The 24,232-nt window shown below is 29.3% G+C and carries 20 protein-coding genes; 1 reads left to right on the top strand and 19 read right to left on the bottom strand.

The features are described 5' to 3' along the window. Positions 1–96: 96 nt before the first annotated feature. From AAHM92_RS01100 to AAHM92_RS01040, 13 genes are all read right to left on the bottom strand, one after another. Positions 97–1,146, bottom strand: a complete 1,050-nt coding sequence (locus tag AAHM92_RS01100; RefSeq protein WP_500222666.1) for a formate/nitrite transporter family protein — start codon at positions 1,144–1,146, stop codon at positions 97–99. Beyond that, positions 1,139–3,088: a threonine--tRNA ligase gene (thrS, locus tag AAHM92_RS01095; protein WP_023788981.1), complete on the bottom strand. Its 1,950-nt coding sequence runs from the start codon at positions 3,086–3,088 to the stop codon at positions 1,139–1,141. The genes AAHM92_RS01100 and thrS overlap by 8 nt, the downstream gene beginning before the upstream one ends. 932 nt (positions 3,089–4,020) lie before the next feature. After that, a complete protein-coding gene (locus AAHM92_RS01090; protein ID WP_023788976.1) occupies positions 4,021–4,569 on the bottom strand; it encodes a nucleoside 2-deoxyribosyltransferase in 549 nt (182 codons plus the stop codon). 1,313 nt (positions 4,570–5,882) lie between these two features. Further along, complete coding sequence (locus AAHM92_RS01085; protein ID WP_023788975.1) at positions 5,883–6,059, bottom strand: hypothetical protein; 177 nt, start codon at positions 6,057–6,059, stop codon at positions 5,883–5,885. 162 nt (positions 6,060–6,221) lie between these two features. Continuing rightward, on the bottom strand, positions 6,222–7,727 hold the full coding sequence (glpK, locus tag AAHM92_RS01080) for a glycerol kinase GlpK (RefSeq protein WP_500222665.1): 1,506 nt from the start codon (positions 7,725–7,727) through the stop codon (positions 6,222–6,224). 30 nt (positions 7,728–7,757) lie between these two features. Continuing rightward, positions 7,758–8,912, bottom strand: coding sequence for a type 2 glycerol-3-phosphate oxidase (glpO, locus tag AAHM92_RS01075; RefSeq protein ID WP_500222663.1), 1,155 nt, complete (start codon positions 8,910–8,912; stop codon positions 7,758–7,760). A 25-nt stretch (positions 8,913–8,937) separates the two neighbouring features. Beyond that, on the bottom strand, positions 8,938–9,675 hold the full coding sequence (locus tag AAHM92_RS01070; RefSeq protein WP_023788972.1) for an MIP/aquaporin family protein: 738 nt from the start codon (positions 9,673–9,675) through the stop codon (positions 8,938–8,940). Between the two features lie 154 nt (positions 9,676–9,829). Next, positions 9,830–11,266, bottom strand: coding sequence for a pyruvate kinase (gene pyk / locus AAHM92_RS01065; protein ID WP_500222661.1), 1,437 nt, complete (start codon positions 11,264–11,266; stop codon positions 9,830–9,832). Between the two features lie 126 nt (positions 11,267–11,392). After that, entirely contained in the window at positions 11,393–13,330 is a 1,938-nt protein-coding gene (locus AAHM92_RS01060) for a PTS transporter subunit EIIC (protein WP_500222660.1), read from the bottom strand. A 370-nt stretch (positions 13,331–13,700) separates the two neighbouring features. Then, positions 13,701–14,816 (bottom strand): SIS domain-containing protein, encoded by a 1,116-nt coding sequence (locus AAHM92_RS01055; protein WP_500222658.1) that lies wholly within the window; start codon positions 14,814–14,816, stop codon positions 13,701–13,703. After that, positions 14,809–15,585, bottom strand: a complete 777-nt coding sequence (locus AAHM92_RS01050; RefSeq protein ID WP_500222657.1) for a DeoR/GlpR family DNA-binding transcription regulator — start codon at positions 15,583–15,585, stop codon at positions 14,809–14,811. Before AAHM92_RS01050 ends, AAHM92_RS01055 begins: the two co-directional genes overlap by 8 nt. Positions 15,586–15,672: 87 nt before the next feature. Beyond that, positions 15,673–16,611, bottom strand: coding sequence for a PfkB family carbohydrate kinase (locus AAHM92_RS01045; protein WP_500222656.1), 939 nt, complete (start codon positions 16,609–16,611; stop codon positions 15,673–15,675). A gap of 167 nt (positions 16,612–16,778) precedes the next feature. Further along, positions 16,779–17,519 carry a DeoR/GlpR family DNA-binding transcription regulator gene (locus AAHM92_RS01040; RefSeq protein WP_023788965.1) on the bottom strand — a complete coding sequence of 247 codons (741 nt, stop codon included), beginning with the start codon at positions 17,517–17,519 and terminating at the stop codon, positions 16,779–16,781. 110 nt (positions 17,520–17,629) lie between these two features. Between AAHM92_RS01040 and AAHM92_RS01035 the strand changes: the two genes are divergently transcribed. Beyond that, positions 17,630–18,478: a class II fructose-bisphosphate aldolase gene (locus AAHM92_RS01035; RefSeq protein ID WP_500222654.1), complete on the top strand. Its 849-nt coding sequence runs from the start codon at positions 17,630–17,632 to the stop codon at positions 18,476–18,478. 52 nt (positions 18,479–18,530) lie between these two features. Here AAHM92_RS01035 and AAHM92_RS01030 read toward each other — a convergent pair whose 3' ends face one another. The 6 genes from AAHM92_RS01030 to AAHM92_RS01005 form a co-directional block, all read right to left on the bottom strand. Then, complete coding sequence (locus AAHM92_RS01030) at positions 18,531–19,547, bottom strand: alpha/beta hydrolase (protein WP_500222652.1); 1,017 nt, start codon at positions 19,545–19,547, stop codon at positions 18,531–18,533. A 108-nt stretch (positions 19,548–19,655) separates the two neighbouring features. Continuing rightward, positions 19,656–21,113, bottom strand: coding sequence for a pyruvate kinase (gene pyk / locus AAHM92_RS01025; protein WP_023788962.1), 1,458 nt, complete (start codon positions 21,111–21,113; stop codon positions 19,656–19,658). Between the two features lie 21 nt (positions 21,114–21,134). Further along, the gene (pfkA, locus tag AAHM92_RS01020) at positions 21,135–22,106 is read right to left on the bottom strand and encodes a 6-phosphofructokinase (RefSeq protein WP_500222650.1); all 972 of its coding nucleotides are present in this window, start codon (positions 22,104–22,106) and stop codon (positions 21,135–21,137) included. Between the two features lie 86 nt (positions 22,107–22,192). Then, positions 22,193–22,759: a hypoxanthine phosphoribosyltransferase gene (hpt, locus tag AAHM92_RS01015; protein ID WP_023788960.1), complete on the bottom strand. Its 567-nt coding sequence runs from the start codon at positions 22,757–22,759 to the stop codon at positions 22,193–22,195. Positions 22,760–22,788: 29 nt separating this feature from the next. Next, the gene (gene ruvX, locus AAHM92_RS01010; protein ID WP_500222649.1) at positions 22,789–23,211 is read right to left on the bottom strand and encodes a Holliday junction resolvase RuvX; all 423 of its coding nucleotides are present in this window, start codon (positions 23,209–23,211) and stop codon (positions 22,789–22,791) included. Beyond that, positions 23,204–24,127: a phosphatase PAP2 family protein gene (locus AAHM92_RS01005; RefSeq protein ID WP_500222647.1), complete on the bottom strand. Its 924-nt coding sequence runs from the start codon at positions 24,125–24,127 to the stop codon at positions 23,204–23,206. Before AAHM92_RS01005 ends, ruvX begins: the two co-directional genes overlap by 8 nt. Between the last annotated feature and the right edge of the window lie 105 nt (positions 24,128–24,232).

Raw genomic sequence — 24,232 nt, 5'->3', positions numbered from 1 at the left:
TATTACAAAAGAATATAGAAACTTTATTCCTTTCACGTCTATTAAAAATATTTTGAAATATTAATCATAATTTATTAATAAAAAAACTAGTTAAAACTAGTTGATTGAATGTTTGTTGTTTTTGTTATTTGATAATTTATTTTTCAATAATGTGATTCTTTCTTTTTTAAACAATAAGTTTGTATATTTTTTATTAACTAAACTTAGAATACCCGGTATTACAAATGAACCCCCAACCCAATTTCCAAATAAAGTGGGGATCAAACTTACAAAAAGAAATAAAATTATTTCTGTTCCATGAGAGTTTTCTGGATTGAAAATATTGCGTGCAATTATTATCCAAAAGAAAAAAGTGTTGGCCGGACCATGTTGATATCCAGAAATAACAAAAAAGAAAATTGGAAATATCATAAGTAAGAATACTGCAGCGTGATTTTTAGTTGAGTTAGTTAATTGTAATGTTGAAGAAACCATTATGTTACAAAGGATTGCTCCACCAAATGAGTAAAGGACACTTAAGAAAATCATCTTACTTGTGTAATTATTTGAGTTCGATTTTACAAATGAGCTCAATTCGTATAACTTATTTATACCACTTTCATAAGCAGCATCCATAAAGGATACAGAACTACTATTCGACCCGATTTTTAGGAGCAGACCTCCACCAATTAAGAAAACAATAACGAAAATCAATGTACCCAGTAGGTTTCCTATTAGTACTCCAAAAATACCATTTAAATATTCTTTTGTTGTTACCGCCTTCTTTAGTCATGGTATTGTAGATACAACGTGTGATGTAAATAAACCACCGCCTAAGAACGTTATCAAAATTATGCACCCTGGAAAAATAAGTCCCATTAATATATTTCCTAGACCAGACTCTTTTAAAAATTGAGGTAAAGAATTACTTGCAACAATACATGCTGTATAACCAAAACCAAGAATAATACCGCTCAAGATTCCCAACAAGACTTGTTTGTAAAACGTTACACGGATTTTATTAATTGAAGATATAAAGCCGTTTAATAACCCATTAAGCATAAAACTCTCTGTTTCATCTAAAAGACTATAATCGAGTTTTTTCAACTCTTCTATTTCAGCTCTTATCTTTTTTTCTTTTGTATCCATATTTTCCTTACTAACCATATGTCTTATCTTTGATTTTTGAATTTAATAAATTAATGAACTCTTCTAATTGTATAGTTATTTGTTCACTACTACTATATTCACGGTATGTAACTGTATTATCTTTTTCTTCATTATCACCTAACACTAATTGGTATGGTATTTTTTTAATTTGTGCATCTCTTATTTTATAACTTAATCTTTCATCTCTGTTGTCTATGTGCGTTCTAATTAAATTGTTTTTCAGTTTATCTCTAACCTTTTCTGCATAATTTGAATTTTTTGTTGCCAATACAGGTATTATTTCTACTTGAACAGGTGAACATCACAATGGTAATACTCCCATTGTTTGCTCTAATAATACCGAAATAAATCTTTCATAAGTTCCTATTAAACCCCTATGAATCATTATAGGTCTTAATAAGTCACCCTTGAACCCAACATAAGACAAGTCAAACTTTTGAGGTAATAAAAAGTCTAATTGAATAGTTGATACAGTTATTTCATGACCAAGAGCCGTTCTAGCTTGAATATCAAGTTTAGGACCATAAAAGGCCGCTTCACCTATCATCTTTTTATAATCTAACTTTAATTCCTTTAGAACATCTTCTAATTGAGATTCAGCTTCATTTCACATTTTGTCATCATTAAAATACTTTTCTTTATCTTTTGGATCTCTTAAAGATAAAGATAAGTAATCAACTTTTATATCAAAAGTTGCCAACACTTCTTGAATCAAATTAAAACATCTTACGAACTCATCTTTAACTTGATCTGGACGAGCAAATATATGTGAATCAGTTAACTCCATTGCTCTTACTCTTTCCAATCCAGTTAAACTTCCAGATGATTCATATCGATGTTGTAAAGCATGTTCGGCAAATCTTAAAGGTAAGTCACGATAACTTCTTTGTTTATAATTGTAGACACTAATATGATGTGGACAACTCATTGGTTTCAAAACCATTTCTTCTTTAGGTAACTGCATTGGTGCAAACATATCATTTCGATAATGATCTCAATGACCTGATTTTTTATACAAATCACTAGTACCAATCACAGGTGTTTCAATTTGAATAAAATCATATTCAAATTCTTTTTCCATTAAGAATTTTTTAATCTCCTGTTTTAAAACTGTTCCATTTGGAAGTCAAATTGGTAGTCCTTGTCCAATTATAGGATCCAAATTGTATATTTCTAAATTTTTAGCAATATATTTGTGGTCTCTGGTTTTGATTTCTTCCAAAGCATTAATTTTTCTATTAAATTCTGTTTCATTAACGGCAGTAACTCCGTGAATTTTATATATCATTTGATTATTAGAATTACCTTGAAAGTAAGAACCAGTTAAATTAGTCAAACTTACTTTAAATAATTGACCTACGTTTGTAAGAGTTGCAAATCTTGATAAAAATGGAACATTGTAAAGTTCACCAATTGCAAAATCGATATATTTCTTTTTGTCTTCTTCGATTGTAGCTTGAATGTAGTCTTCCTTCACACCCATGTTTCTCAAAATATTAATGTATTCATCTTTAGTATATTTTCCAAATATTATTTCAGGTGAATCTTTTATTATTTCATTTACTTTGTCTTCTACTCTTTTCAGGTCTTCTAATTTAAGTCCTTCTTGGTAATCAAAGAATGCATAGAATTCATACTCAGAAGACTTTTCATCTTGTGGGACCGCACTACCTTTTGGGAAGCAAAACTTCAGAGCTAGACTTGTTGCTAGTTTTGCTGTGTAGTTTACTACTTGTTCAAATAGTTCGTGTCTCTCAGTTATTATTTCTAGCTTACAATCTCTTTTTATTTTTGCTTGTGCTGGAACAACTTCTTTGTCATTAATTAGTGCTCCTAGACATTTCTTTCCTAAACTAATAGCTATGTCATTAGCAATTTCTAAAACTGTTTTTGGTTCACTGTAACTCTTTACTTGTCCGTCCAATAATGTAATTTTCATTAGTTACTCCTTTTTAAAAATATTTTTTTTATTTAGAACTTAAGAAACCTAAATAAAATCTCTACACAAGAATTATACATCAAAAATACTTTATTAAGGAATTAAGTTATCTCCACCCGATATTAGTTAAAAATTAACTTTCTGAAAGGTTAATTATATTTAAAAAAACTTAATAATAAAAAAGATTTTTCCAATTTTCAAGGATAATAATAGTGTAGTTAATAATTACTCTTATAAGTTCACATAGTGGGTGGGCAATTCTACACCCGAGCGATCAATACTATTAATTTGCTAAATAAAATTTTAACTAGTTGCTTTTTTGTTCTAGTATTAGATAAAATTTGTATCAGCTTGGGTACGTTTGTCGCTTTAGGTCTTTGTATAATTTTCCATAAGTTTTTTGCATTTAAATATATTCCTTGCGAATAAATAACTAGAATAATATTTTATTAAAATTTTTTTGATACCTACATTCAAATCGTCATTTCTATAATAGTTGTAATTTTATACCTTTTTAAGATAATTATAACGTAACTAATTTCTTATCTCTAGTTGTTAATTTTGAAGCACACAGTTATAATCAATATATGGTTTCAAATATGTGTTTAGAATAGTTTTTTGTTGATCTCATCTTTATGAATATCTTTTATACTAGTTTCTTTGATATTTTTCTATAATAGATGGTTTTAGTATTTTTTTTGTGAACACAATTTTTAATTATAGATACCAAACGCATAATTATTTATTAACAATTGATATAAGTTTATTGTTTTACGGTTTTTCTATTTATTGAAAAATAGATTACAGTACTCAAATTTAGAATATTATCATTTTTTTGAGTTTATCACCATTTAAAAAATTATTTAAAACAAAAAACCCACACTTCATAAGAGTGTGAGGTCATACTTTTTATAATTTATGTAGGTTTTTTATTAGTTATTTTTTTTGTAAATATCTTTTATATCAAATCTATCCCTAAAGTTTTTAGTGTCATTATCACATATAGCTTTAATTGCTTCCCTAGCCTTTTCATGAGACTCGCAAACTATCATTTGAGGTACATCTCCCTTATTAAGTTTTTCATAATGAAATGCACCACTAAACATTTCATTTATGCCAAATCCTGGAAATTCACCCTCGAGTATTCCTTGTTTCACTCTAAAATCAGAAACTATTGGTAAAAGGTACTTATTTGGGTTGTTTATTGCTTGTTCTACCATTAAACCAAATTCCATATGAGTACCAGAATCCCAACCATCTATTTCAAAGATTACAAATTTAGAATCAGTAAGACCATTATAATCTTGTTCAAAAATAAATGTATTCGTTGGTCTTTCTACTTGATTTGAATCGAAATCAACAGGATTATGAATTTCAAAACTAGGAAACATTTCTCTTAATTTCTTCCCCTCCATCTTTCTTTGATTTCATTGAGCTTCAGTAAACATACTGCCAGCATTGTATATTACATTATCTTTCATTTTTATCTCCATTTCTCTATATAAATAATAACTAATAAAATAAAAAAATTCCTTATATAAGAAATTTTTTTATTTTAAAATTATTGATTATAGTTATACTATAGCAAAAAAGTATTATTTAATTTATGTGTCTTTGATTAAATTTATATTTTATATTGATGAAAGTAGAACTTATAGGTCACAGAACTACTTAAACATTGTATTTAAATTTATAAAATATATTTTACTTTTTTGATGAAGTTAGCAATTATGTTTACTCATTATATTTTTTTTATTATGATAGGTTTTCAAGTATTACGAAAGCAATAATGATGAATAAAGTACATAGCATCAATATGTTATATCCTTATTGCATATACTCAACATTCTTTCTAATATTAGAAAAAACATGTTTTTTAAATAAAATTTCTGTTAAACACGGAAATTTAATAAATTTAGATGTTTTATGTAAAGATATACGATCTATTATGAAATTTATTGGAGCCATTAGCAGAAGGAAATATTCCGTTAATTATATGACTATTTAAAAGAAGAGAAAATTTGAACAATTATCGATAATTATAGAAAGTATAAAAATTTATCAAATAAATATTCATGTTTAACAAGAAAAGTTGATTAATAGTATCTAAACATTATCTAAAAATATGTTGTTTGTTTATTTATAAAAAATAATAGTTTTTTAATTTATTAATATTAGTAATTGATAATCACCAGCACCATAGTATTTTAGAAATACTTTAGATAATTAAATTATGAAATATTGAAATTAATGCAAATAACATTTAAGCTAAATTAATCGATTATGATAATATAGCAATTATTTGAAGAGTTTCTTAGTTAACGAAATAACATGATAGAAACTTAATGTAACTATCATTCAGTTACAAGTTTATTTTGTTCACAATTCATTAAAATATGTTCAAAACTTATAGAAAGCTATCAAATAGGTTTCTTGGTGCAAGAATATTTTACGAAAACTATCAATTAATATTTTGTTTTTTTAAACTTGTTTTAAATAAGAACAAATAAGCGATAAACAATTTAATTGATATGTTTATTTTATTAATTGTGAAATAAAAAGTCTTGAGAGCATAATTAAACGTTTATTTAACCAGCCTTTGTAACTTGATAATTTATTAATAAAAATACACCTACTGAATTAGAGAGATAAACATTGGTAACTCAACTCATATAGTACTTTTTATTTCAATTTATTTATAACACAAAAAGTGTGAATTTAGAGATTTTTTTAAAACCTTAAAATATTTTTAAAAAAATAAAAAAATGTTGATTAACAACATTTTTTTAGTAAACTATTTGTTTAGAATTGCTTCTAATTTTTCATCTATTGACTTCAATAGTTCCATTAATGGTTTTTCAAAATTTTCAATTCTACCATTACTTGGGCCGTTACTTCCGCCACCAGATCTACCATTATTATTAAATCTTGGACGGTCATTGCTTCTTCTATTATCACGATCAAATCCCATACATATTACCTCCTGCCATTTATACATCTTTTTAAACGGTAATATCTACGTAACATTCTCAACTTAAAAAGGTATTTATTTAAATACTTTATAAGTATATAGGAAAATAGATAAAGTTATAGTTTTTTTTATTTTTTATTTATCCCAAAAATGGACTAAGAATTATTTTGTATCCTTAAGTCAGTTTCTTGTTCTTGAAACCGCCTCTTTCCATCCCCTTAGATATTTATCCTTGTTGAAGTTAGTATCAGCATTAATCTTGGTATCTGTTGCTCAAATACTTTTTATTTCCTCAATACTAGTTCAAAAACCAACAGCTAATCCAGATAAGAAAGCCGCACCCATGGCTGTTGTCTCTATGTTTTTGGGTCTAATTATGGTTGTTTCACTAATATTTGATTGAAATTTTATTAAATAATTATTTTTAGCGGCCCCACCATCAACTTTTACATTTTTAATTTCTAACCCTGAGTCTTCAGCCATAGCATCAAAAACATCGTTGGTTTGAAAAGCAATTGATTCTAAACCTGCTTTTATAATATGTTCTTTAGTTACACCTCTATCGAGTCCAAAAATAGCACCCCTTGAATATGGATCTCAATATGGTGAACCTAGACCTGAGAAACTTGGTACAAAATAAACTTGTCTATCGTCATTCACTTGCTCTGCGTATCATTCGCTCAATTGGGTTTTATAAATAATTCTTAGTTCATCTCTTAATCATTGTAGTGTTGCTCCAGCCATCATTACAGACCCCTCAAGTCCATAAACGAAGTTTTTCCCGATATTATATGCGATAGTTGTTAAAAGACCGTTTTTTGACTGAACTTTACTAGTACCAGTATTCATTAAAATGAAAGCACCGGTTCCATATGTAGCTTTTATCTCACCTGGTTCTAAACAAATTTGCCCAAATAGTGCAGATTGTTGATCTCCAATAGAAGAGCTAATTGGTATTTTACAATCAGACATTTTTGAGAGTAGGCCAAAAAATGTATAACCATAAACTTCGCTATTGCTTTTAATTGTTGGTAGCATTGATTTTGGAATTTGAAATAATTTTAATAAATCATCGTCTCAATCATGAGTATTGATGTTATATAACATTGTTCTTGAAGCATTAGTGTGGTCTGTTACAAATGCTTCTCCTCCAGTTAATCTCCATATCAATCATGTATTAACATTACCAAAATAAAGTTTTCCGTTTTTTGCTTTCTCTTTTGCTCCCTTAACATTATCTAAAATTCATTTCACTTTACTAGCTGAGAAATAAGCATCCACCACTAAACCTGTTTTTTCCTTAATAAATTCTTTATGTGTTTTTTCTAAATCAATACAAAAGGCATCGGTTCTTCGATCCTGTCAAATAATTGCATTATAAATAGGATTTCCAGTCTCTTTGTCTCATACTATAACTGTTTCTCTTTGGTTAGTGATTCCAATCGCTTTTATTTGTTCTGGACTTATATCGCTTGCATTTAAGGCTCCTATTAGTGTTGTACGTTGAGTATTTCAAATCTCAACAGGGTCTTGTTCAACTCATCCCTCGTTTGGATAAAACTGAGACAATTCTTTCTGATTTGAGGAAACTATTTCCCCTTTTTTATTGACAACAAGTGTTCTTGCACTTGTTGTCCCCTCGTCTAGTGTTACAATATAATCTTCCATTTCGTGCATTCCTTCCTAATTATTTTATCTTTATTTATAAAATATGTTTTTCTCATTTGGTTGATAATTAGGGTTTATTTCCATTTTTAGAAGTGGTTTCAAGAGATTTATTACATAGTCAGCAATTGACGGAGCACAAGATATTCCAGGGCTCTTAATACCTGCGATATTAATAAAGTTTTTATCCTTTGATGCGTAATTGATATAAAAATCATCTGTCTTTAAATAGATAGGTCGTGATCCAGAAAAGCGAAGACTAGTTAACTTAATATCTAAATTAGGTAATATTTGTTTACCGATTTTTATTATTTCTTGTTCCTTCTCTGGTGTTATCACTCTTGTCTCCTCTTTTGAAACATTTTCTTCAGCTGTTGGTCCAACTAGTATTTTTCCCTTCAGTGTAGGGGCTACGAGAACACCTTTACCGTGGATTGTTGGAACCATAAATAAAACATTATTCACATTATTATTCACAGACTTCTCTAAAACCAAATATTCGCCCCTTCTTGTATTTAAAGTAAAATCATCAAATCCTGCCATCTTAGAGATTACATCCGCATAGTGTCCAGCACAATTAATGACCCTTTTTGCAGAAACAGTTTCCTCATTAAATGAAACTTCAAAACGATCTTCACTTTTAGAAATATGAGTAACTTTACTGTTAAATTTAACTTTAACTCCATTTCTAATGGCGTTTTTTAATAAAACTCCTGTTAGTTCAACTGGATCAATTACCACTGAACTATTACATAATAAAGCTTTTTTCACATCTTTATTTATATTTGGCTCCATTTCTAAGATTTTATTTTGATTAATGATTTGCATTTCTTTTGAGTTTAAACCATTATCTATCCCTCTGTTATACAAAATATTCAAATGTTCTACCTCATTATCATTGAAAGCTAATACTAAGGAATTTATATTCTTGTGACTAAAATCCAACTCTCTAAATCAGTCATTATACCTTTCCTTACCGAGTATATTCAAAGATGCATTTAGTTTTCCTGTTTTAGCATCGAAACCACCATGTATTAAACCAGAATTTCCTTCTGATGTCTCCATTGCATAACTGGGATTTGACTCAAGGACAATAATATTTAATTTATATTTCGATAATTCTCTTGCTACTGAGGCACCTATTATTCCAGCGCCTATGATACAAATATCATATTCGAACTTTTCCATATGTAATCCAATCTAACGTGATTTTTTAAATCAAAAATGCTGCTCCAACTACTAACCCACTTGCCAACGGTGCTATTACAGGTATTCAAGAATAACTTCAATCTGAGCTCGCTTTGTTTTTAATAGGTAATAGTTGGTGAACTATTCTTGGTACTATGTCTCTTACAGGGTTTATGGCATACCCAGTTGTTCCCCCTAAAGATAATCCAATACCAAATACAGTTAATCCAACAAACAATGGACCCATTCATCCAGCATTAGAATAAAATTTTTTAATGGATAATATAGCAACAATAAGAACAACGGTTCCTACAAACTCTGCAAAAAAGTTAAGTGCTACGTTGCGATAAGTTGGTGCTGTACAGTGCATTCCTAGTACATTAGCACCTTCCCCACTTGCTGCTGTGTGTAAAATATGTTTAATATAAAATATATCAATAATTACTTGCCCTAATATTGCTCCAATTAATTGACCAATTAGAAATATTGGTAGTAAACAAAAATCCCCAACATTTTCCTTTCATCCATTAGTCAAAACAGCAATCGTTACAGCTGGATTTAAATGTGCTGCTCCACCAAGAGCTGATGAAATTGTTGCAGCTAATGCAACAGCTAATGCTCAACCCGTTGTTATAGCTATAAATCCACCTTTGTTACCTTTAGTATCCCTTAAAATAACATTGGCTACTACTCCATTGCCCAATAAAATTAAGAAACAAGTTCCTAATAATTCTGTTCCAAAATGTGTAAATCAATTCTCCATAAAAATTCCTTTCCATACTTGCCAAAGTGCCAAGCAAAATTAAAGTATCAAATAATACTAAAATAGCAATCTATTAGACAAATACTGGTAAAAAAATTTTCCAAGAATAATAAAAAAACTCTTTTTTTAAAAGAGTTTTTTATAGGTTTTTATATTATAAGACTGAGATTTCTTTAATGTTTTCATTTCTAACGAAAAGAATTTTTTCCCCAGATTTTGCACCTCAAGATTTTGCAATCTCAGACACTGCTTTTTCATCATTTAGGAAATCATCGAAGTTTTCTACTTTACTCATAAATATTGAGTGTCATACTCCGAATGATGTTCATAATTTTTCATCATCTGTTACACCCAAAATTGTAACATTTGGTCTGAATTTAGAGATAGTTTTTAGTAACTCACCTGTTCTTGATGCTACAACTGCGTACTCATATTTACCATCCATAGTAGTATTAGCTAATTGGTTTGCAATATCAGCACGTTTACCACTTGTAGTATTTCTAGCATTTTCTAATTGTTTTTCATAATATAATTTTGTATAAAATTCAATTTCTGCGCGTTTATTAATAGTAGACATAGTTTCAGTTGTTATGAATGGATAATCACCATTAGCTGATTCACCACTTAACATTGTTGCATCTGAACCTAATTCGGTTGCATAATAAACATCTGTTACTTCTGCTCTTGTTGGTTGAGGATTATCAGTCATAGATTCTAACATTTGTGTTGCAACTATTACTAGTTTACCTTTTTCACGACATTTTCTGATTATTCTTTTTTCTTGGAATGGAACTTCATAATAAGGAATTTCTAAACCTAGATCACCACGAGCGATCATTATTCCATCACTTGCATCAATAATTGAATCAATATTATCAATTCCAATTTGTGATTCTATTTTTGAAATAATTTGAATATGCTCTGCGTTATTTTCTTTTAAAATATTTCTGATTTCTTTTACATTATCAGCAGTATTAACGAATGAGGCTGCAATATAATCTATATTATTTTCAATACCAAATTTGATATCGTTATAGTCTTTTTCAGCCAAGAAAGGAAGAGTGAAATCAACACCCGGAAGGTTAACACGTTTGTTTGTTTTTACAACGTGATTATTAAATGCTTTACACATCACTAATCCAGGTTTTACATCTGTAACGTGCATAGTAAGTTTCCCGTCGTCTACTAAAACAACATCTCCCACTTTAACATCTTGTGACATATCATAAGACATTTGTAACTCAGTAGGTCCACATTCCCTTGTTTTAAAGTCTTCTGGGTTTGTATAAACAGTTACTTCTGTTCCTGCTTTAATTTCTTGTTTTCCATCTTTCATTTTACCAACACGGATTTCAGGTCCTTTTGTATCTAATAGAATTGAGATTGGAAGTTTATGTTCTTTTCTTAACTCCTTAACTCATTCAAATCTTTCACCATGTTCTGAAAAATCAGCATGTGAGAAGTTTAAACGTATTGTAGTCATACCTTTATAGTAAAGTTCTTTAATTGCCTCTTTAGTATGAACTGATGGTCCAACTGTAGTAATAACTTTTGTGCGCTTCATTTTGTCTTTTAAGTTATAAATTTTCATATATTATTATTCTCCTTTTGTCTAACAAAACCATTATATCACTTAGTGTTATATAGTAGTAGTTTGTTATTGATTATTTTGTTAGCTTATAAAAAAACACAACATATGTTGTGCTTAAAGTCCTTTTTATTTTCCTGTTAAATCGTGAATAATATCTGCTACATGTTCAACATCGGTGCCAATTATCACTTGTAGATTAGAGTTGCCGAGCCTTTTAACACCATAACATCCAGCTTCTTTAAAAAGCTTATCGTCAATGTTGGTCTTATTATCAATAACTTCAAATCGAAGTCTTGTTGCACAATTATCCACTTTTTTTATGTTATCTATACCTATAATATCAACTATTTTTTTAGCCATATTACTGTATTTATCCGACTTAGTTTCTTTGCTAATCGGTTTTTGATTAATAACTTCTCCATTATTTGAACTGTTTTCACGACCAGGTGTCATAATGTTCATTTTTTTGATTATAAATGAGAAAGTAAAGAAGTATGTTGGGAAAGCCAATCCAGCTAACGCAAACATCCATAACGGGTTAGAGATAACACCATAAAATGCCCCGTTTACATTTCCTTCGTATTTACTCATTCCTCATGAGTTTGCAAAGGAGATTACATAATCGATAAATCCACCAGAGAAACCAAATCCGATATGCATATGCATTGCTATTGCTATTGCAGCAAATATTGAAGTAAATAGTGCATTAACAACTCATAGAATTGGTCCTACAAATATGAACGCAAATATCAACGGTTCGTCAATACCAGTTAGAGCAGCAACAGTGGCTACACCAATTAAAAAGGTTGCAGTCTCTTTACGTTTCTCTTTCTTAGCACAATATATCATCGCTAAAGCAGCACCAGGTAATCCACCTCAGAACATAGGGAAGTAACCTGTTTGGAAGTTACCTGAAACCATGGATTTTTGGAAAGCATTAATATCTCCAAAAATTGTGTAAGATCCATTACTATTACTTAACATACCTGATGGGAGAGCTTGATCTCTTACAGATATGAATTCTTGATAATTCTCGGTTGTAATAGTTTTATTTATCAATGCTCCTAATTTAAATAAATACTCGCTATTTATTTCATGATTTTCTAAAAATATATCATTATAAACTATGAACTTACCACTAAAATCAACCAAATGACCATCTATTGGCATTTGGAATCATAGGAATGTGTTGATAATGTGATGTAGTCCAGTTGGTTGAACTAATCTATTGATAAATGCGTAGAAAAATGCTCCCGGTATAGCGAATGCATCATTTGAAATAGCTTTACCAAATGACACTAACCCATATTGGAATCAAGGTCAAATGATAGCAAATGAGAATGCTACTGGAATAGAGGCAACCATCACAATCATAGGTACAAATCTACGACCTCCAAAAAATGCTAGTGATTGGGGTAATTTGATATTTCTAAATTTATTGTATGAGTATGCAGAAAGACAACCAGCAACAATCCCCCCAAGTACACCTATATTTAATATATAAGTTCCACCTGTTCGGTAAAGGCCGTCATAACCTTCTAACCTACCTCAATTTGGTACATAAAATAATTCAGATAAACTTTTTGTTACTTGCAGATGACCCTCCTTATCAAGACTATGAACATCGAAAGTTAAAGTGTTTTTGTAAAATAGTGAAGGCAACCCTCCTTCTATCAAAAATGCAACAATAATTAGATAAAATGCTGCACCAACTAATGCCGCTTCCCCCCTTTGGTCTTTTGATAAACCAAAAGCAGTTCCAATAGCAAAAATTAATGGAAGTTGATCAAAAATTGTTACACCTGGTTTTTGTATTATGAAACCAAATCATCAACCCACATTCCCTTGACTATTTGCATTTAGTTCCATACCCAAAGACCCAAATCTATTAAGTAAGGCAGCAAATGGAAGTAATGCAATTGGATACATTAGGGATTTACCTAACCCCTGTAGTTTTGTTAATAAATTATTTCAAAATGTATTCCCGGCCTTATTAAGATTCTTACTGTCTTTCTCTTTTTTTTGCCTAGGAACCTTTTGTAGTTTTTTAGATACCGTATTCATCAGTGTCTCTCCTTTCTTGGAAATTTATTTATTTAATTCTCCTTTCTTGGAAATTTTATTAAGAGATAAAAAAAAGCAACCTTTTTCTGAAATATTATGGTAGAAATTGGTTGTTTTTGAAGTTTTATATATACGAAACTAACATAAAAATGCAAAACAGAGTAACAACAATTGATGTAAATAAGAAAAAGACGATTAGTCACTTGTAAAAGAATGAGTAAACGCTCCCTTTTTTATGATTATCTGAATCAAATGATTTAGCTTTATGTTTATTTTTTTGTTTCACTCTTAATATATAGATAATGGTGAGAAATGTTCCTAAAATACCCGCAAATAATCCAACTAATAAGCCTATTTGTGTTGTAGTCATTTAATTATACTCGTGAATACGTACACCCTTGACAACTCTATTAACCTCACCAGAAGGACAAGGGTTATCAGGATCAATATTTAAAGATAAAGATTTCATAATTGCAAATAATTGAGCAAAATAGATGTAATAAACCCCAATTCAAATTTCGTCATTCAAGTTAGTATTTATAAACAATTTAAGATTTTGATTTTTATTGATACCTTTATAATCTAACTCTAAAATTAATTTTATTCTATTTTCATTTTTTAGCTCTTCTATAAGATCTTGTTCATATTTTCTAGAGTGTGAGTTCGATGATCTCAAAACTAAAACGGCGCTTTCTTTATTTAAAATTGATTTCGGGCCATGTCTAAAACCTAAAATATCATTAAAAAATGTAGGGATTATCCCCTGTGTTAGTTCGAGGAATTTTAAACTAGACTCTTGGGCAATACCTTTCATAACACCACTTCCTAAATAAATTATTCTTTTGAATGAAAGTTCTTCTAACATATGTATATTTTCTTGGATATGATGCACAGCATCTGAATATTTGCTCAAATTATCTTCAAAGTTTTCAAAAAATAAGCTGTCAGTCATTAAAGAAAATATCAAATTGGCAGCCATCATCATCCCAGAGTAACTTGATGTCATTGCAAAACCTTTGTCATTCGACTCATCGGGCAATAGTATTAATTCGATATTTTCTAAAAAGTTCACTTGCTTTGCTAACTCTCCGTTTTTGTTACAGGTTATAATTAAATTAAAATAACTTTTCATATATTTGTTCATTACATCAAGTGAAGCAACCGATTCTGGAGAATTACCGCTTCTAGCAAACGAAACTAAAACCACTTTTTCATTTTTACGTACGTAATATTTTGGGTTTAAAATTAACTCTGTTGATGAAACAGATATTATATTCAAACCTTTACTATATCAATAAGGTTGGATTGCATTTCCTATGAATTCACTGGTTCCAGCCCCTACCAATAGGATTTTGTAATTCTTATATTTTTGGGCAAATTCTTTATAGTGATTAATATTATTTACGAAGGTTTCGTAAATTTTTTTAAATATGATGGGTTGTTGGCGTATTTCTTTTATTGTTTCTATATTTTCAAAACTAATCATTATTCTCCCTCTTCGCTAAAATAAGTTTATCTTTTAGCAATTCTTTCATTTGTTCGCTACAATTGTCTGTAATTATATATTTAATACTATTGATATTAGTTATTTTATTAGCACCAATATTTATGAACTTTGAAGAATCTATTAGTAAATAAGAACTTTGACAATTATTCATGGCTTTTAAAATCACATCGATTTCAGGGTCAAAATCATCATATACATTTCCTTTATCATCAATACTTAAGGCACTAAAAAACGTCTTTGAAAGGCACATCTCATTAAAATGATTTGCTTGATTTTTCGAGGAAAAGACTTGACTTTTTTCTCTAAAAAGTCCACCTAATAAAACTACATCTTTAATAAAGCGGTTTTTTCTAGACTCATTAAAAACAGTTAATGAGTTAGTAACTACCATCTTAATAGTTTTTTTTATCTTAGAGACAAACTTTTCCATTGTAGTACCTGCTGAACAAAAAATAATGTCTTGATCACACAATAGTTTTACAGCGGTTTTTGCTATCAAGCATTTTTTATCTATCTCGATAGTTAATTTTTTAACCCTGCTTTCTTCAAAGTCATCGTTAATTTTTACCGATATACCTCCAAAAGATAAACTAATAGCTTCTTCAATTTCTAACTCCTTAAGGTCTCTCCTCGCTGTAGTTTCATTAATTCCTAGTTCATTAGCAAACTTAATAAAATCCCTAGATGTTATAAATTTTGATTTTTTAAGTTTTTCTAGAAACAATTCTTTTCTTTTAATTTTGTGCATAATATCCTCCCATTGCCTATTTTATATCAATATGAAATAATTTGGAGAATATTGAAATAATTTATTCAAATTTTGGAATTTTTTATACTAGCGCACTACTCTTATTTTTATTTGATCGGTTTGTTTTAAAATACTACTAATTTTTTCTTTTGTAATACTATGTTTTCAAATTATAATTGCATTGCCAACTAATAATGAGCTCTTGAGTGCTGATTCGAAATCATTAGTTTTAATAAATGTATCTAAGAATCCTGCCAAAACTCCATAATTAAGATCAATAACTTCTTTATTTTGTAAATTAAGATTTTCAAAAGAGGCTTCTAAGATATTTTGGTTATTTGCTAAGATGAGATTGTTATTTTTACATACTAAAATATTTTCTATCCCTTTATTAAGTAAAACGGACATAGAAATAATTAAATCATTTTGATTGTTTATTTTTTTTCCCATTGTTAATTCAAGTTCTTCAATGTTTGTTTTGTATAAAAAAACTTTGTTTCCCAATAATTTTCTTAAGGGCTCACCAAAAACATCTGTCACAAATCTTGCTTTATTAATGTTAGCAATTTCGCAAATATCTCTTATGATAGAATTATCTACATTTGGTGGAACTGTTCCAGTAGAAACTACAATGTCGTTTTCTTGCAAAACATCATAAAAATATGATTTCATCTTTCTGAGTTCAAGTTGGGATACGGGAGCTCCAAAAGTGTTACATTCAGTTATATCATTATCCGCTAACTTAACACTTATTCTAATATCTCCCTTCGCTTGAAATCATTTTAAGTTCATATTCTCTTTTTCCATTTCGTTCTTAAAAAGTGTTCCAAAATGAGGAGGAATGAACAATATAGGTATAACATCTCAATCCATCTTCTTAAATATTCTTCCGATATGAAGAACTTTAGTAAATGGCTTCATTTTAGATTTATAAGATTGATTTTTTTTATGTTTAACTAACTCATCGAAATATAGTTTGTATTCAATTGAAGGGTTCAGGGAAGTAATGTAAATTTTTTTCTCCATTTTCAATGTGAAATTTTAACACCAAAAAAAGTTTGGTAGATTAAAATAATCATTTCCTTTCATTATTTCTGCTTAAAAATTATAGTCTTTATAAACATTAGTTTTCATAGATATATATTTTACCTTCAAAAGGTTAATTGTCAATAAAAAAGAGTGAAAAATCTATTTTACTCAGTTTTTGCAATTATTATATTATTTAAATCAAACTTGGGTGCTTTTTCACTAATTATAGTTGTGTTTTCCTGAGTAACCACTTTGACACTATTTTTTTTACCATATTTACTAGAATCACAAAGAATGAAAGCCTTTTTTGAACATTTGATTACTTTTTCTTTTATCATAGCTTCTTCTATGTTAGTGGTGTACATTCCCTCTTTGTCAACGTTATTGATACCAATAAATGCCTTATCAAAATAAAAGTTTTCTAAAAACTTCAAAGATAAAACACCCGCAGTAGCATGGGTTGATGGGATTATTGTTCCACCAACTAAACAAACTTCAATATCTTGCTCCATTAGTTCCAGTGCTATTGAGTACCCGTTAGTTACTATTTTTATATCCTTATCTGCTAAATATTTTATTAATTTTTTTGTGCTTGTTCCTGTATCTAAAAAAATATAATCTTTCTCTTCGACTAAGTCCGCAGCTGTTTTAGCTATCAAATCTTTTTCAAAACTATTTAAATTTATTTTTTCCTCATCAAAAGATTCTCTATTAGTTTTATGTTCAAATATAGACTTAGCGCCACCATAAACTTTTATAACTCTATTTTCCTTATCTAGTGAATTTATGTCGCTTATTATAGTTTGAATAGTTGAATCAGTTAATCTAGCAAGTTCATTATTTTTTACAAAGCCCCTTGTGTCTACTAATTCTAATATCTTAGCTCATCTCTCTTCTTTTAACATTCAAATTCTCCTCGTTGTTATTTATTAAAAAAGTTTAAAAAAGTTTAAAAAAGTTTAAAACAATGTAAAATACTTATGTGTATAGTTTATCACAAAAGGAGGTATCAATTATGAAAGCCAAATTAAAATTAGAACTAGCAAAAGCAAAAAGAGAAGGCTACGCAGTTCCAGCCTTTAACTTTGATAACCTCGAGATGATGAAAGGAATTATAGAAGCTTCAGAGGAAGAAAAATCACCTTTAATATTGATGGTTACTGAAAGTGCAGCTAAATATATCGGAATTGAGAATGTATTTGCTCTTTCATTAAAAGCAGCAGAAGAAGCTCGAATACCAGTTGTGTTACATTGAGATCATGGCTTCGATATTAATTTAATTAAACGAGCATGTGATGTGGGTTTTTCAAGTGTGATGCTAGACGCATCACTTAAACCGTTCGAAGAGAATGTAAAGGAAACAAAGGAAGTTGTTGAATATGCAAGAACTAGAGATGTCGATGTTGAGTCAGAAATTGGCCATGTTGGTGGAAAAGAAGACGATAGAGATACTTCAAATAAAAAATATACTTCTTTAGAAGAGGCAATTGCCTTTGAAAATAAGACTCAAATAGATGCACTCGCGATAGCGATAGGAACAAGTCACGGTTTAAACAAGAGTAAAATCGAACTACAATTTCAGCTACTAAAAGAATTAAGCGAAAAAATAAAGGCACCTCTTGTATTACATGGGGCAAGCCAAGTTTCATTGAGCGACCTACAAAAAGCAATCAGTTTGGGTATAACTAAAATAAATATTGGTACAGATCTAAAAATTGCTGCTTGTAATGGAATCAGAAATTGATTAACAGAGCACCCTAATGAATATGACGCTCGTAAGTATGGTAGATCTTCAATCGATGAGGTCAAAAATGAAGTGAGAAAGAAAATTAGAGCCTTCGGCTCTAACAATCGTTATAAATAAAAACACACTACAATTTGAAACAATGTTTTAGACAAACAAAGTAAATAATATTTTACTTTGTTTTTGTATTATTATATTTTGATGCAAAATTTAGTGTTCTAGTGGTATAGTCCTTATAATTATTAACAATAGACTGACTATGTTTGGCATTATCATATATAATCAAGTTCTCTTTATTGTTATCGAAAAGACTTTTTTTATAATGCATAACTACTGAGTTATCATACATAATGAAGTCATCTATTCTACCATGAATATATAATATTGGTAAATTTTTGATTTTTTCATATCCTCAAAATAAGTTAACTTCTTTTATGTTAGTTTTACTATGTAATCTAAATAAAAAATTAATTCATAATGTACCTAATCATCAAGGTAATTTAGTATATTTTTGTAAAAAGAATCTAATTTGCGGAATCGCTTGCATAAATGGGCAATCAGCAATAATTCAATCAACTTTATTTTTTAGATAATAATTTTTAGCAAACATAAGCGATGTTGTTGCTCCCATACTAACCCCTAAAATTCCTATTTTACTTGTTTTTTTAGTTTTTTTAATTCACTCTACTAACACATCAAGAATTTTTGAATTAGTTAAACCAAAATCTGATTTCTTTCCATATGTTTTCCCATGTGCATAGGCATCGAAAGTTAATATATTATAACCCTCTTTATAAAAATGAAATACATTCCTTACACCAATATATTTATTTCGTTTAAAACCATGAACACCGATAACTCATGTATCGCTGTTCTCGTGTTCCATCGTTAGAACACTAATTTTCTCTTCTTCATTTCCTATAAAAAACTCTTTGTAAGAGTTTTCTTTAATATTATATTTTGGCATTTTTTTGACTTGACCATCATATTCTAAGTCTCTAAGGGTATTTAACTCTTGACCCCCTTTTCCAATTCCGCTTCTTTTATATTTGAACAAATATGGAACAAAGGCTACTGAAAAGATTGTAACAAAGATAATCACAATAGGAAAAAAAAATAAGGTACAAGATAAAGCAAATCAGTTGTATTGATATTTTCTTAATTTTTTGTAACTTTTTTTATAAGACATTTTAATAACCTCTTTTATATATTAATTAATTATATTACAAATTGCTACAATTGCTACATCGAACAAGACCCGTATTATATTTTAAAAAAAATTACCGAAGTAATTTTTTTAAACAGTATGAACTTTTATGTTTTCTGATCTTACAATTAAAATTTCTTCGCCTTTTTTGGCACCTCATGATCTGGCAATCTCGCTTAAAAGGCTTGGGTTTGCCACTGCTTCATCAATGTTTTCTACTCTATTCATAAAAATTGAATGTCATGAACCAAACGCTGTTCATAATTTTTCATTTTCACAAATACCTAGAATAGTAACATTCGGTCTAAACTTAGAAATAGTTTTCAATAATTCTCCAGTTCTAGATAAGACAATTGCAAACTCATACTTACCATTTCGAGTAATATTAGCTAATTCATCTGCGATTTTTGCTCTTGGTCCTTGAGTTGTACTTCTTGCAATTTCTAAAGCTCTATCGTAATAAACTTTTCCATAATAACCAAGCTCAGCACGTTTATTAATTGTTGCCATAGTTTCAGTTGTAATAAAAGGATAGATACCAGCTGCTGATTCTCCACTCAACATTGTGGCATCTGTACCTAGTTCAGTAGCATAATAAACATCGGTAACTTCGGCTCTTGTTGGTTGTGGGTTATCAGTCATTGATTCTAACATTTGAGTAGCAACTATCACAAGCTTTCCTTTTTCACGACACTTTCTAATCATTTGTTTTTCTCAATAAGGAACTTCGTAATAAGGTATTTCTAAACCAAGGTCTCCCCTAGCTACCATTATCCCGTCACTTGCATCAATGATTTCATCAATATTAAAAATCCCAATTTTTGATTCTATTTTTGAAATAATTTGAATATGTTCGGCATTTTCTTCTTTAAGTATTTTTCTTATATCATTTACATTTTCTGGTGTGTTTACAAAACTTGCTGCAATATAGTCTATTCCTAAGTTTGCCCCAAATCTTATGTCAGAAATATCTTTATCACTTAAAAATGGTAATGAGAAATCTACACCTGGTAAATTTATACGCTTATTTGTCTTAATTACATGAGAATTGAAAGCTCGACAATTTACGATTCCAGGTTCAACATTCAAAACATTTAATGTTAACTTTCCATCATCTACTAAAATAATGTCACCAGACTTCAAATCAATACTCATATCATAAGAAACAGTCATTTCTCCAGCTTTACATTCTCTAGTTTTAAATTCATTTTCAGTAGTATAAATTCGAATATCAGTTCCAGCTTTTATTTTTTGTGATCCTTCAACCATTCTTCCTACTCTAATTTCAGGACCTTTGGTGTCTAGTAATATTGAAATTGGTTTGTCTAATTCTTCACGCAATTCTTTTGCTGCATTGATTTTTAAAATGTGTTCATCTTGACTTCCGTGTGAGAAGTTAAGTCTAACAACGTTCATACCACATTCAAATAACTTTCTCATGTCGTCTTTTGTTCCTGTGCTAGGACCTATTGTTGTTACTATTTTAGTTCTTTTAATTTTACTTTTTAGTTTGCTAGGTTCATAAAACTCTATATTTTTTGTATTCATTATTTATTTCCTCGCTATAATTTATAATGCTTTATTTATTTGTCTTATTTTTTGATATTCTTCAGTTTTATCTACTTTTGGCATATTTAAGGTTGACTCAATATTTCTAGCTACTAATTTATTTTCACTCATCCCGATATATAAACCACCTTTACCTGCAACTAACTGATCTACTGCAAAGATACCTGCATTAGTTGCTAAATATCTATCCATTGCAGATGGAACTCCACCTCTTTGGACATGTCCTAATACTGTCGCTCTTGTTACATACCCTGTTGCTTTCTCTATTTTTTCAGCCAACATGTGAACATCTTTGTAAACTTTTTCTGCTACAGCCACTATTACGCTTCTTTTTTTCTTCTTTGCTAAATCCAGTACTTGATTAATGACTTCTTCTTCAGTCAAAGTACTTTCTGTTGTTGAAAAAACTTCTGCACCCGTTGCTGTTGCGGCAAATAAAGTTAAATCACCACATCCATTTCCCATTATTTCAACAACACTACATCTATTGTGTGATTGCATTGTATCTCTAATGGCATCAATAGACCTTACAACTGTGTTCAAAGCAGTATCAAATCCAATTGTAAAGTCAGAAGAAACGATATCATTATCTATAGTACCTGGCAATCCTATGCAATTTATACCCATTTTAGTAAGTTTTTCTGCACCTTGGTAACTACCATCTCCACCAATAACGACTAAAGCTTCAATACCTTTATTTTTAAGATTTTCTACAGCTTTGGCTCTAACGTTTTCTTCTTTAAATTCAGGTAATCTGGCAGAACCAATTACGGTACCACCTTTGGCGATAATATTGTCTGCGAATTCAAGGTCTACTTTTTCGATCCAATTTTCAACCAAGCCTTTATAACCGTCTTTTATTACATAAGGATCGATCCCTTTGGCAATTGACGACTTAATTACTGCTGCAATTGCAGCATTCATTCCCGGAGCGTCACCTCCAGAAGTTAAAACTCCGATTTTTTTAATCATTATTTTGCCTCCATATTCTCTAACATTATATAACTTTTTGTTCTTTGTGGCCTAAAATTTTGTTTAAAAAAAAATGATAACTAACATTATCATTTTCAATCTTCAAGTTTTTCAATATCACATACGGCTACATAAGGCAAGTTACGTAATCTTTCTTGATAGTCCAGTCCATATCCTATTAAAAATTGATTTTCTACTTCAAAACCAAACCAATCGGGTTTTATGTCGATTTTTCTTCCTTCGGGTTTATCTAAGAGACAAACTATTTTAACTTCTTTTGCCCCTTTAAGAGACAAATATTGTTTTATATAATTTAATGTAATTCCAGAATCAACTATGTCCTCTACTATCAAGACATGCTTATCTTTTAAAGATAAGTTCAAATCTAGGTTAATTTTAGGTTCACCAGAGGTTTTGGTTCCCCCTAAATAAGATGACACTGCCATATACTCACTTTGACATTGAAAATCGAAATACTTCATAAATGTTGATAAAAAAGGAACACAACCTTTTAATAAACCAATCAAAATAACAGTGTTTTCCTTAACTTTTGAGTTTTTATAATAATTAGTAATCTCTTCTCCTAATTGCTTTGTCCTAGCTTCAATTTGTTCATTTGTAAATATTATTTTTTTTACTAATGGATGCTTCATTTGTACCTCCAAAATACTTATTTATTATACTACTTATTTTGTTGCAAGAAAGTCTCTAAGATAAGTTTTGCGGCGATTTGATCTTTATTTACCTTTTGCTTTTTCCTTGATAAATTAGCTTCAATCATCAAGGCTTTTGCCATCCTTGTTGTTAGCCTTTCATCAATCAGTACAATTTTGTCTTTTTGGATACCGCCTTCTTCTACTAAGGTATCAATGAATAGGTCTACCATTTCAACTCTGTGACCTAAACTTCCGTTCATATTTTTAGGATAACCTATTACTATTTTTTCAAAATTTTCTTGATTTACAATTTTCATAAATTGTTCAACCGCTTCTGAAAAGTCATCCTCTTTAAATCTTATAGTAGAGTGGACATTTGCAAAATACCCTTCACTATATGCTACACCAATAGTCTTACTCCCAACATCTAAACCATAAAACTTAGCCATTTTTAATAAACCTCTTTTTAAAACTTTCAATTATTAAAGGGGTAGTATAAAAATAAATCAAGACTAGCCCTATTGAGAATAAAGTATCAGTTGCGAAGTGAGCTAAAATTAAAATTCTTGAAATAGCAACAAGTATGGTAAAAAATATTATTCCAACATAAAAAATTTTATATATATTTTTTTGTTTTTTTGTTTTTTTGTTTAAAAAAAACAGTAATCCCATTAATGATAATGTTGATTGCGTATGACCTGAAGGAAAGCTATTACCTCTTGAAGCACCAAAATAGACTTCGAATACATACTTAAAAGAAATGAAAGGATCTTCTTTTTCAAATATTTGATAAGGTCTTGGTCTTCCAAAGAAATATTTAAGAAATTGAACAGTAACGAATGATAGGAATAAAAAAACAACTAAATGTGTAGTTTTTCGAGACATATTAAACAAAAAATAATTGTCTTTATGCAGTTTCTTTCTAAATACTATTATGTTTATTATTAGTATAAATGTGAATATTATTAAGTACATAATTGAAGTGGCAATTACTTCTATTAAGATTTTTTCGTCAAACTTATTGTTGAATCAACTTTTGTCAATGCTATATGATAATAATCCTAAAATCACTATCAAATGAAAAATAACAAAGATAGTTTTACCCCAACTTTTGCTAATAGGATAGTAATTCAAAAAACATAAAATAGAAACGAACAAAGTTAAGTAAATCGGTATTGCGATAATAGTTTTCCCAACAACATCAAACAAATACTTAAATCAATTTCATTGAGAATAAATATTAGTCTTTATAATCTCAGCAATTTTAAAATCATAAATTCCTAAGGTAATAAAAAATGGTATAAAGATACCCACACCCAAAACCCAGTACACAAGTTTTTTATTTATTTCTTTTTTTAACTTCAAAATTCTCACCATTTAAATTGTAACCTAATTATAGGAACTTTTATATACTGAATCTTTTAATAAAGAATTTTTTGTCATTGATAGTTAAATACCAATAGAGTTCAT

Origin of the sequence: Spiroplasma endosymbiont of Melanargia galathea, assembly GCF_964031075.1 — a bacterium.
In the GTDB taxonomy this organism is placed as follows: domain Bacteria; phylum Bacillota_I; class Bacilli_A; order Mycoplasmatales; family Mycoplasmataceae; genus Spiroplasma_A; species Spiroplasma_A apis.
Note: the sequence above shows the minus strand (reverse complement) of the source record. Positions and strands in the feature narration are given on the sequence as shown.